The organism is Pseudomonas sp. AP19 (assembly GCF_001728855.1).
GTDB lineage: Bacteria > Pseudomonadota > Gammaproteobacteria > Pseudomonadales > Pseudomonadaceae > Aquipseudomonas > Aquipseudomonas fluorescens.
On record NZ_LXJP01000072.1, the window covers coordinates 1 to 11455 of the forward strand.

Genomic DNA, 11455 nt, shown 5'->3' on the forward strand with positions numbered 1-11455 from the left:
GACCCAAACAACGGATATGTACGCAGCGTGCCCCCCGACAACCACAGCACTCAACCCGTAAAAAAACACGTATATACCTATGGCTAACGCAGGCAAACCCGCCCCCACACGGGCGCCTCATCGTTTTAAGGGGCTGTCTCAGGCTTTGTTAGCCAGCTCCTCCAGATGATCCATCAACTCCTGCGGCTTGAGCACCAGCACATCGCCTTCCACTGCATCCAGCACCACTTCCGCCGTATTGCCGATCAGCGCCCCGGAAATCCCGGTGCGCGCCACGGTGCCGATGATGGTCACCGCCGCCTGCAACGCATGTGCCGCATGGGGGATCAATACATCAGCCGGGCCTTCTTCGATATGCAGGTGCGCGTCATCCACGTCGAACTCGGCCTGGAACGCCTTGCACTGCTCGCGATAGCGCGCCTCGATGGTTTCCTTGAGCTGGAAGGTCGGGTCGGCCGCCGACAACATCGGCGACGGATGGGCGCTGATCACGTGCAATTGCGCCTTGGCCAGGCGTGCAATGTCGAAGCCGTGGTCGATGATGGTGTTGTGCAACGCCTGGTGCTCGCTATCGCTGTTGCCCACATCAATTGCCGCCAGCACGACTTTGTCGGCCCAGGGCGTTGACGTTTTCACCAGCAGCACCGGGCTAGGGCAGTAGCGCAGCAGTTTCCAGTCCGCCGGCGTCAGCAAGGCCTTTTTCAGCGGGCTGTCGGCGAAGTGTTGCTTGATCACCAGGCCACAGCCCTCGGCCTGCTGCACATCGATGATGGTTTCATGCAGGCTGTCATTCCAGGCTTGTTCGGTGGTCACGTTGTAGCCGTCTTCCTGCAAGCCGGACTTGAGCAGGCTCAGCATCGCCGAATGCTCGTGTTTTTTGTCGCAGACCAGCAAATGCAGATGTGCGCCGGTGACCCCGGCGATCAACTTGGCGCGCTTGAGGGCCAGGCTTTCCGAATGCTCGGGCTCGATGACCACCAGGATGCTGCGGATGGCTTGCATGGACGGATCTCCAGAGACGCAAATAAAGGGGCCTGGGACAACTATAGTTGCTGCCCGCCAGACGTCATGTTGATGCACATCAACGCCTGCGGCTGGTGGTCTGCAGCGGGGTCGGTATAATCGGCGCCCTTTTGTGATCCTTTTGCCCGTGAGCCCGATGAACCTGCCCGAAATCCACGAATTCCTCGGCTGCCGCACCCCCGACGCCTGGGTCCAGGCCGCGTTGGCCGATCAGGAAACCCTGCTGATCGACCACAAGAACTGCGAATTCAAAGCCGCCAGCACCGCCCTGAGCCTGATCGCCAAGTACCACGCCCATGTTGACCTGATCAATATGATGTCGCGACTGGCCCGCGAAGAGCTGGTGCACCACGAACAAGTGATGCGCCTGATCAAAAAGCGCAAGATCGAGCTGCGCCAGCTGCACGCCGGCCGTTATGCCTCGGGTTTGCGCAAAGTGGTGCGCAGCCACGAGCCGGTCAAACTGGTGGATACGCTGGTGGTCGGGGCCTTTATCGAAGCGCGCAGTTGCGAGCGTTTCGAAGCATTGGTGCCGCATTTGGACGACGAACTCGGCAAGTTCTATTTCGGATTGCTCAAAAGCGAGGCGCGGCACTTTCAGGGTTACTTGAAGCTGGCGTACCAGTACGGTGACGCCAAGGACATCGCTCAGGTGATCGAGCGGGTAAGGGCCGCCGAGCAGGCACTCATCGAATCACCCGACGTCGAGTTCCGCTTTCACAGTGGCGTGCCAGCCTGAGGCCACGGCCACGCCAATCAGTGCCGTGATGCCGGTTAACAGCAGGATCACCGTCTGCGTGCCCAACGGTGCGGCCAGCACGGCAATAGCCAGGCCCGCCAGCGGCTGGGCGAGGTTGTTCAACAATGTGATAACCCCCACCGTCTTGCCAAAGTCCTGTACCGGAATCACCCGCTGACGGGTGCTGCGCAGGTACACGTTGAACATCTTGTCGAAGCCGGTGATCAGCAGGAACCCGACGGTATAGGCCCAAACCCCGGGGCTGATGGCCGTGATCAACGCGCCCACGGCAATCATCGAGTACGACAGCCCGCCCAATACCTTCAACGGCAGTGCGGCGCGAGCCAGGTAAAACAGAATGGCGATCGTCACCACCGCGCCCGCCGCCTGCAGCAAGGCATAGGCATCCTTGCCGGCGGCAAACTGGCCGGTGACCATCGCCGCTGAAGTCGCCAGCGTCACCCCAATGATCAGGTTCACACCCACTGCCAGCGTGATGATGCGCTTCAATTCCACCAGGTTGCGGATATGCCGGAAGGCGATGCGCAGCGGGTGCAGCCAGATGTCCTGATGCTGCTCGAAGGTTTCCAGGGTCACCGCACTCGTGCGCTGCCAAACCCGCATCGCCAGGTCTGCCAGCACAAACAGCCCGGCAACCCCCAGCACCACCCAGTGCCACGCCCAGACTTCGAGCATCAGCGCGGCCACCAATGGGCCGAGCACCAGGCCGCTCTGATCGGCAATTTGCGAATAGGAGAGGGTCTTGGTGTAGGTGTAGTGTTTGAAAATATGCGGCATCAGTACTTCCCGCGCCATGATGCCCTGGGTGGTCAGCACCCCGCACAGCGCCGACAGCATGACCAGCCAGTAAATGCCGTCGAACACCCCGTACAACGCCACCGCCACCCCACAGGCCAGCGCCCGGTAAACCTGGCTGATGTGCAGGATGCGCACCGGCGAGAACTTGTCGCACACGGCGCCGCACACCGGGAACGCCAGGTAACGCGGCAGTGACTCGACAAAGAACGCCAGCCCCGCCCAGGCAACACTCTGGGTAGTCTGGAACACGATCAATGGCACGATAAACAACAGAATCTGGTCGGCCAGCCGCGACAGGAACAGCGAAACAAAAAACGCCAGGTAATCCTTGCGCATACAACTCCCTGTGAATGGCGTTAAAGATTGCGGAGTATTTGTTAAAAACTCTTAAAAGCATGAAGCTTCGTCGGCCCGTAATGGCCGGTTGCTTCTGTTGGCCAGCTTGCCACCTATAATGCCCGCACTTCAATCCGCGCATCCACACTGAGAATTTATGGAAAACCTGGGTCTGGGCAAAGTCCTGCTCGTTGAGGACGATGAAAAGCTGGCAGGGCTGATCGCGCATTTCCTGTCACAACACGGTTTCGAGGTGCGCGTGGTGCACCGCGGCGATCAGGCCCTGGCGGCATTCCTCGACTTCAAGCCGAAAATCGTCGTGCTCGACCTCATGTTGCCCGGCCAGAGCGGCCTGCACGTGTGCCGCGAGATTCGTAATGTGTCCGACACACCCATCGTGATCCTGACCGCCAAGGAAGATGACCTCGACCATATTCTGGGCCTGGAGTCCGGGGCCGACGACTATGTGATCAAACCCATCAAGCCGCCGGTATTGCTGGCACGCTTGCGGGCCCTGCAACGCCGCCAGGTGCCCGAACCCACCGTGCGGGGTTCGTTGGCGTTTGGTCGATTGTCGATTGATCGCAGTTGCCGGGTGGTCAGCCTGGGCGATGAGACGATCGACCTCACCACCATGGAGTTCGAGTTGCTGTGGTTGTTGGCCAGCAGCGCGGGGAAAATCCTCTCCCGCGACGACATTCTCAACCGCATGCGCGGTATCGCGTTTGACGGCCTCAACCGCAGCGTCGACGTCTACATCAGCAAATTGCGCAACAAGCTCAACGACAACCCGCGCGAGCCGGTGTGCATCAAGACGATTTGGGGCAAGGGTTACCTGTTCAATCCGTTTGCGTGGGAGGTTTAGATGCTGCGCCTGTTTCTGCGCCTGTATGTGATTCTGGCGCTCGGTCTGGCCGGGGCAATCTGGTTGGTCAACTACACCTTCGACGAGTTATTGCCCGAGGCCAACGAGGTGTATAACCGCGAAGCCCTGCGCGGCCCGGCTTACGGCCTGGTCGAACAACTGCGGCCTCTGCAAGGGCCGGCCCGGGACGCTCGGCTGGCAGAACTGCAACCCCATTACGGGTTGCGCCTGAAGTTGGTGTCGCGCGATAGCCTGGCGCTGGACGAGCGCGAGCAAAAACTCTTGGCGGACGGCCAGTTGGTGGTGCGTGGCGACTTCATGGAGTTCCTGACCACGATCGATGACGGCCCGCAATTGCTGGACATCAAGTTGCCCGAAGAACCCAAATGGCTATACATGTGGGCATACGGTTTTCTCGGGGTGTGCCTGGCCATCGTCCTGTATTTCTGGGTACGCCCGCACTGGCGCGACCTGGAGCATATTCGCCTGGCCGCGCAACGCTTCGGTGACAACGACCTGGCGTCGCGCATCCTGCTGCCGCGCCGCTCCACAGTGCGTGAGCTGGCCGGGCACTTCAACCAGATGGCCGAGCGCATCGAAAGCCTGATCGCCAACCAGCGCGAACTGACCAACGCTGTCTCCCACGAGCTGCGCACGCCGATTGCGCGCTTGTCCTTCGAACTCGACCAACTCAAGCAACAGGCCGACCCGCGCCAGAGCCGCGAGCTGATCGCCGACATGTATGCCGACCTGGGCGAACTGGAAGAAATGGTCTCCGAGCTGCTCACCTACGCCAGCCTCGAGCGCGGCGCCACCCAGGTCACCCGGGAAAATATCGAAGCCCACAGTTGGCTCGACAGCGTCATCGGCAGCGTGGCCCTGGAGGCGGAAGCGGCGGGGGTGCAGCTGACGTTGCGCACGTGCGAGGTCGACTTTATCCAGATCGAACCGCGCTTTATGGCCCGCGCGGTGATCAACCTGCTGCGCAACGCCATTCGTTATGCCGAGCGCCGTGTGGAAGTGTCGTTGGTCGCGTTCGGCAGCGGTTACGCGGTGCAGGTCAATGACGACGGCCCGGGTGTGCCGTTGGACGGTCGCGCCAAGATCTTCGAGCCCTTCCTGCGTCTGGACACCAGCCGCGACCGCCGCACGGGCGGGTTCGGCTTGGGCCTGGCGCTGGTCAAACGGGTCAGCCAGTGGCACGGCGGGCAGGTCGAAGTGCTCGATTCAGAGTGGGGCGGGGCGTCGTTTCGGATGACGTGGGCGTATGCCGAGTAAGGCTTGAGGTGAGCAGGCTGGGGGCGCCGGCTAGCCAGCGCCCCCAGGTTTATCGTGCTACCCGATCAGAACGTGTATTCCACAATGCCCATCAGCGACGTCTGCAAGCGTCGTTCCACAATCGGGCTTTTGCCCGCGGCATCGGCCAGGTACTGCACATCCAGCAAGGTCGAGAACTGGGTGTGCTCACTGATCGGCAGGCTCCACACCAGGTTCATGCCATTGCTGATATTGCCCGCACCGGCCTTGTAGGCCTTAAAGCGGCTTTGCGCCGCCTGGCCGGTGGTCACGCCATACCAGGTCTGCAGGTATTCACGGTCACCAAAGTGGCTGCTGAGGCCGGCATCGACGGAGCCGAAGCGGCCCTCATAAAGCGTGGTGCCCAGGTTCAGTTCCAGGTGGGTGTAAGCCTTGCCGGTGTCCTTGTGGGCATCTTCCTTGAGTGCGTGTTCCAGGGTCGCGCCGACTATCACGCCGCCCAGGTTGTAGGCCGCACTGACGCCCAATTGCGCGCGCGACTTGATCTCGCCCATGCCTATGAGGCGGTTGGAGCCGGCCTGCAAACGCTGGTTTTTATCCTTGCGCGAGGCACTGGGGCCGACATAGGCGCTGAAACTCAGGGCATTGCCTTCGTAACCCCAGCCCAAGCCCTTGCTGGTATCGAGGAAGATTCCCCAGGGGCTGACGATTTTGCCGCCCAGCACTGGCGCGGTCATGCGTTCGTCGCTGCCGCTGTAGCGTGGCGCGTTGGCCACGCCGGCCTTGAGGCTGTATTGCCAGTCTTCGGCAATCGCGGTGTCGGCGGCGGCGAGCAGGCACAGTGAGGTGAATGACAGGCACAGGTTTTTTGGGCGCATCAGGCGGTTCTTCCGTGTTAGAAACTCAAGAGGTTGTGGGGCGATTGCGTACGTTTGAAGGCGTAGCCCGAAGCGCTGAGGCCGTTGACCTGGCGGCTCACGGTGTCGCCCAGGCCATAGCCGTTGCCAGCCAGCACCGCGTGGGCGTTGTCGACGGGGAGCAGGATGTAATCGGTCAGCGGCTCGTTGTGCAATTGGCCGCGAATCACCAGGAAGCCTTCTTCGAGGCGCACGCTGATACCGCTCAACGGCGCGTCGGGCTCATGGGTGCTGAGCACCTGGTAGGTGCCGATGGTGTCAGCCCACGCCACTGGCAACGGCGGCGGTTCGATGCGTTCACCGATGGCAAGGCGCTGGCCGTGGCTACGGGCAGTGAGCATCTGGCGGCCTTGCACGGTGACCACGTCCAACTGCACGCGGCCCAGTTCGCCGAGGTCCTTGAGCCAGAAGCCGAGGACTTTTTTCTGCGCGCGCAGCCAGCCGTGCTCATCGCGCAACAATTCAAAGTCGAACCCGGCCAGCTCGCCAGCCAGCCGGTTATGGTCATCCTTGATTCGGAACACACCCCAGGCGGTGGCATAAAAGCCCGCCAGGCGCTTGCGGTCGATGGCGGCCGGCACGTGACGTAACTTGAGCCCATGCTCGGGTGCCTGGCAGTCGTCGGCGCAGATGGATTGGCCGGTTTGCGCCTGCAGCATCAGGCGCAGCGTTTCGGTGGCCATACGGGCGACCAGTTCTTCGGCGTTGCCGTCATTGGCCATGATGATCACCGCCAATTGCTGGTCCGGCAGCACGCTCAATTGCGCGGCAAAATCGTCGCCGCCGCCACTGTGCTGGTAGGTGCGCACACCGGGGCCGATCGGTTCATCGCCGCACGGTGCCAAAAACCAACCGAGGCCCATCTGGCAATCGAAATCCAGCGCATTGCCGGTGTTTTGCTGGGTGAACATCTCATCAATCGATGCACTGCCCACCACGCGCTGACCTTTATAGAGGCCTTGGGCGAACAGCATCTGCACGTAGTGGCTGAGGTCTTTGGGGCTTGCCCACAACCCCCCGGCAGCGAGGTCCCGCACGTGTGCATCGGTACTCGGTACACCGTCTTCGTAGCCCAGGGCGCGAAAGCTCAACTGCGTACCGGTGCCGACAAAACTCGACTGGTTCATCTCCAGTGGCTTGAGCAGGCTGCGTTGTAATTGGGCTTCGAAACTTTTACCGCTGCTGCGCTCAATCGCGGCGCCGACCAACGAGTAACCCAGGTTGGAATAGGCGACTTGCGAGCCTGGCGGGCTGCTCAGCCAAACGCCGGCCACGCGCATCGGCATCTGGCCCATGGCGAAGGTGCTGCGCAGGTCGCGCAGGTGTTCGCTGGGCAAGCCGGACTGGTGGCTGAGCAAGCGACGCAGGGTGATATCACGGTCGGCGGCCGCCGGGTCGCTGTGAAAGCGCGAGCGCACGTAGAACTCGCGCAGCGTCTGCTGGATCGGCGCATCCAGGGTCAGGCGCTGTTGCTCGACCAGTTGCAGCGCTGCCGTGGCGGTGAGCAGCTTGGCGATGCCGCCGGCGCGAAACGCCGTATTGGGTGTGACCGGCACCCCTTGGGCCTTGTCGGCCACACCGAAGCCTCGCGCCCAGATCAGCTCCTGGCCGTTGACCAGCGCAATTGACAGACCGGGTACATTTTCACTCGCCATGTCCTGGGGAATGCGGGTTTGCAGGTAACGAATGATCGCGCCGTAATCGCCTTTGGGAATCGGCGGCGGGGCAGGCGGTTGCACATGGCAACCGATACTGCCGAGCAGGCAACCCAAGAGCGGAATACCGCGCAACGTGCGAAACATGAAGAGCACCCGGATGGTGGTTTGGATGCTCGAATGCTAGGGCGCAGCCGGCCAACAATCTTTGAGAGCTTTGTCGGGAAACTGTCAAAGACTGTTAACGCGTCAACCCTAACCGCGTATGCCACTGGGCGATGGACTCTTCGGGGTATTCATCGAACTGCAAGTCGCCTTTGCGCACGCTGACTTCGACCCATGGGGCCTTGGAGCCAAGCATCAAATGCGTGTGTTGCGGCGGTACCGGCAACGGTGTGTCGATGGCGCAGGCGAAGGGGTGGATCAGTTCCGGCCACTCCGGGCTGAACAGGCACAACGCACTGCCGCATTGCGCGCAGAAATGCCGTTCGGCAGTACTGGCATGGGCGCGGCTGGCGCCATCCGGTTTGAGGCGGGCGTGGTAGGTCGAAATGTGTTTGCGGCCCTAAACCTTCAGGCTTTGCGCATCCCCCGCGAGGTTGATCGCATAACCGCCGCCGCCCTGGGTCTTGCGGCAAATCGAGCAGTAGCAGCGTTGGTAGGGGTAGGGGTGCTGGCTGGTCAGGCTGAACGTGACCGCGCCGCAATGGCAGGATCCTTCAAGGTGCATGGGCGTCTCCTCGGGCAAGGTGACTGTTGAGCTTAGGCGCTTTGCGGCATCAACGTCGCAATCAACGCGCGAATGGTGCCGGGCAGTGCTTCCAGTTCACGCACCAGGATACTGCGCTCGCGAATGGCCCAGGGCTCATCCAGCTTCACCGTCACCAACTGCATGGTGCGGCTGTGCCGCACGGCGGCAGATTCGGGAATGATGCCGATGCCCACGCCGGCCTCGACCATCCGGCAGATCGCTTCGAAACTCGACACCTGGATACGCAGCGACAAGTGCTTGCCCACGCGCTCCACGTGTTCACGCAGAAAACTCAACAAGGTGCTGCCCTCGTGCAGGCCGATATGCTGGTACGCGAGGGTTTGCTCCAAGGTCACGCAGGGCTGGCTGGCCAGCGGGTGGCCCACGGGCACCATCAACACCAATTGATCCGTGCTGAAGTGCAACACTTGCAAGCCCGCCGCTTCCACCGGCCCGGCGATGATGCCCATGTCGCTGGTGCCATCGAGCACGCCGCGCACGATATCGCGGGACAGCCGCTCTTGCAGGTCGACGGTCACGCCCGGGCGCTGGGACAAAAAGCCCGCCAGCACTTCCGGCAGAAACTCGGTCACCGCCGTGGTGTTGGCGAAGATGCGGATATGCCCGGCGGAGTCCACGCCGTATTGGGTGAACTCGCTTTTCAGGTAATCCACCTGGCGCATGATCAGCCGCGCATGGTGCAGCAAGCGTTCGCCCGCCGGGGTGATTTCCACGCCACGGCTGTCGCGGTACAACAGGCGCGTATCCAACTGGCCTTCCAGCGCCTTGATCCGCGCGCTCGCGGCGGCCGGCGACAGAAACGCACGCTTGGCGCCCTGAGTCAGGCTGGGGGATTCGGCGATATGGATAAACAGGCGCAGGTCGGCGAGATCGAAGTGCATGGCGGCTCCGGTGTGTACACGAATCGCATCGCAATAAACACCCACCCTGAAGGTGCAGTGTTGTGAGTGGCGTTCAGCATAACCGAACGCTGGTTTATTGAAATGCAAATTCTCAGAACGGGCAGGCGCTTGCATGATCCGCAGCAGACACCCACTGCCCGAGGACCTGCACCCGATGAGCGCCACTGATTGGATCGGCCGAAGCGAAACCGCCCACGACCATTTAAGCCATAACCTGCTCAAGCGCATTGCCGCCACCTTCGGCGAGGCCGTGCCCGAAGACGGCGCGGACCTACCGCCGCTGTGGCAGTGGTGTTTTTTCCAGGACCCGCTGCCGGAATCGGCCTTGGGCACCGACGGCCACCCGGCCCGTGGCGGCTTTCTGCCTGCTGCCGATAACCGCAATCGGATGTGGGCCGGTGGGCGTATCGAGTTCCTGCATGCCTTGCGTGCCGGTGAGGCGGCGAGCCGCGTGTCGACCATTACCCACGTCGAAGAAAAAACCGGCCGCACCGGCTCGCTGCTGTTTGTCACGGTGCGTCATGACTATTCCCAGGACGGTCGCCTGGCCATTCGCGAAGAACAGGACATCGTCTACCGCGAGCCCACGCCACCCAAGCAGGGCAATGGCGAGGCACTCGCCCAAGGTGAATGGCAGGAGTCGATCAACCCCACGCCCACCCTGCTGTTTCGCTACAGCGCCGTGACCTTCAACGGCCACCGCATCCATTACGACTACCCCTACGTCACCGGCACCGAAGGCTACTCGGGGCTGGTGGTGCACGGCCCGCTGATCGCCACGCTGAGCCTGCGCGCGTTTTGCCGTGCGCATCCCGACGCGAGCGTGCGTCGCTTTGCCTATCGCGGCGTGCGCCCGCTGATCGCGCCACAGCCCTTTGCAGTCGGCGGGCGGGTTACCGAACCGGGCGTCGCCGCACTGTGGGCCGGTAACGCCGACGGCCTGGCGCAGACCGCTGAAATCCACTTCGAATAAGCCAAGAACACCAGGCGGAGAGCCGTGAATGAACCCCAATGACAACGAAGAACTCAATGCCATTCGCGACGGTGTACGCGCGTTGTGCGCCGAATTCGATGCCGCTTACTGGCGCAGGATCGACGATCAAAAAGGCTTCCCCGAAGCCTTCGTCAAAGCCCTGACCGACGCCGGCTGGCTGTCGGCAATGATCCCTGAAGCTTACGGCGGCTCCGGTCTGGGCCTGACGCAAGCGTCGGTAATTCTTGAAGAAGTGAACCGCTGCGGCGGCAACTCCGGCACCGTTCACGGCCAGATGTACAACATGTTCACCTTGCTGCGGCATGGCAGCGAAGCACAAAAAAGCTTCTATCTGCCCAAACTGGCCAGCGGTGAATTGCGCCTGCAGTCGATGGGCGTCACCGAGCCCACCACCGGCACCGACACCACCAAAATCAAGACCACCGCGATCAAACGCGGTGACAAGTACGTGATCAACGGCCAAAAGGTGTGGATCTCGCGGGTGCAGCATTCCGACCTGATGATCCTGCTGGCGCGCACCACGCCGTTGGCTGAGGTGAAGAAAAAGTCCGAAGGCATGTCGATCTTCCTCGTCGACCTGCGCGAGGCCATCGGCAACGGCCTGACCGTGCAGCCCATCGCCAATATGGTCAACCACGAAACCAACGAGCTGTTCTTCGACAACCTGGAGCTGCCACTCGATAGCCTGATTGGTGAGGAGGGCAAGGGCTTTAAATACATCCTCGACGGTCTGAATGCCGAACGCACGCTGATCGCTGCCGAGTGCATTGGCGACGGCCGTTGGTTTATCGAAAAGGCCAGTGCCTACGCCCGCGACCGGGTGGTGTTTGGCCGGCCGATCGGGCAGAACCAGGGCGTGCAGTTCCCGATTGCCGAAGCACATATCGAAATCGAAGCGGCGGACCTGATGCGCTGGCGTGCCTGCGAGGAGTACGACAGCGGCAAGCCGGCCGGGGCGAGCGCCAACATGGCCAAATACCTGGCCGCCAAGGCGTCCTGGGAAGCGGCCAACGCCTGCCTGCAAACCCACGGCGGGTTTGGCTTTGCCTGCGAGTACGACGTGGAACGCAAATTTCGCGAGACGCGCCTGTACCAGGTGGCGCCGATCTCTACCAACCTGATCCTGTCCTACGTGGCCGAGCATTTGCTCGAACTGCCACGCAGCTTCTGAGGGAC

Annotated in this window: 10 protein-coding genes and 1 pseudogene; 5 read left to right on the forward strand and 6 right to left on the reverse strand. The window is 61.9% G+C overall.

What is annotated here, in order from left to right:
- Positions 1–138: 138 nt before the first annotated feature.
- Positions 139–1002, reverse strand: coding sequence for a universal stress protein (locus tag A7D21_RS30345; protein ID WP_053255791.1), 864 nt, complete (start codon positions 1000–1002; stop codon positions 139–141).
- 157 nt (positions 1003–1159) lie between these two features.
- Between A7D21_RS30345 and A7D21_RS30350 the strand changes: the two genes are divergently transcribed.
- On the forward strand, positions 1160–1762 hold the full coding sequence (locus A7D21_RS30350; protein WP_069553463.1) for a tRNA-(ms[2]io[6]A)-hydroxylase: 603 nt from the start codon (positions 1160–1162) through the stop codon (positions 1760–1762).
- On the opposite strand, the gene A7D21_RS30355 is transcribed toward A7D21_RS30350, so the two are convergent.
- The gene (locus A7D21_RS30355) at positions 1718–2917 is read right to left on the reverse strand and encodes an MFS transporter (protein WP_069553464.1); all 1200 of its coding nucleotides are present in this window, start codon (positions 2915–2917) and stop codon (positions 1718–1720) included. The genes A7D21_RS30350 and A7D21_RS30355 overlap by 45 nt on opposite strands.
- Before the next feature lie 157 nt (positions 2918–3074).
- Here A7D21_RS30355 and A7D21_RS30360 point away from each other — a divergent pair, with 157 nt between their 5' ends.
- Positions 3075–3782 (forward strand): winged helix-turn-helix domain-containing protein, encoded by a 708-nt coding sequence (locus tag A7D21_RS30360; RefSeq protein WP_053255794.1) that lies wholly within the window; start codon positions 3075–3077, stop codon positions 3780–3782.
- A complete protein-coding gene (locus tag A7D21_RS30365) occupies positions 3783–5060 on the forward strand; it encodes an ATP-binding protein (RefSeq protein WP_053255795.1) in 1278 nt (425 codons plus the stop codon).
- A 65-nt stretch (positions 5061–5125) separates the two neighbouring features.
- Here A7D21_RS30365 and A7D21_RS30370 read toward each other — a convergent pair whose 3' ends face one another.
- The 4 genes and pseudogenes from A7D21_RS30370 to A7D21_RS30385 form a co-directional block, all read right to left on the reverse strand.
- Positions 5126–5917 (reverse strand): MipA/OmpV family protein, encoded by a 792-nt coding sequence (locus A7D21_RS30370; protein WP_069553465.1) that lies wholly within the window; start codon positions 5915–5917, stop codon positions 5126–5128.
- A 17-nt stretch (positions 5918–5934) separates the two neighbouring features.
- Positions 5935–7758, reverse strand: a complete 1824-nt coding sequence (locus A7D21_RS30375; protein WP_069553466.1) for a serine hydrolase — start codon at positions 7756–7758, stop codon at positions 5935–5937.
- A gap of 94 nt (positions 7759–7852) precedes the next feature.
- Positions 7853–8341: pseudogene (locus A7D21_RS30380) on the reverse strand (GFA family protein).
- Between the two features lie 32 nt (positions 8342–8373).
- Positions 8374–9264, reverse strand: coding sequence for a LysR family transcriptional regulator (locus A7D21_RS30385; protein ID WP_053255799.1), 891 nt, complete (start codon positions 9262–9264; stop codon positions 8374–8376).
- Between the two features lie 175 nt (positions 9265–9439).
- Between A7D21_RS30385 and A7D21_RS30390 the strand changes: the two genes are divergently transcribed.
- Positions 9440–10258, forward strand: coding sequence for a MaoC family dehydratase N-terminal domain-containing protein (locus A7D21_RS30390; protein ID WP_053256499.1), 819 nt, complete (start codon positions 9440–9442; stop codon positions 10256–10258).
- A gap of 28 nt (positions 10259–10286) precedes the next feature.
- On the forward strand, positions 10287–11450 hold the full coding sequence (locus A7D21_RS30395; protein WP_053255800.1) for an acyl-CoA dehydrogenase family protein: 1164 nt from the start codon (positions 10287–10289) through the stop codon (positions 11448–11450).
- Positions 11451–11455: the final 5 nt, after the last annotated feature.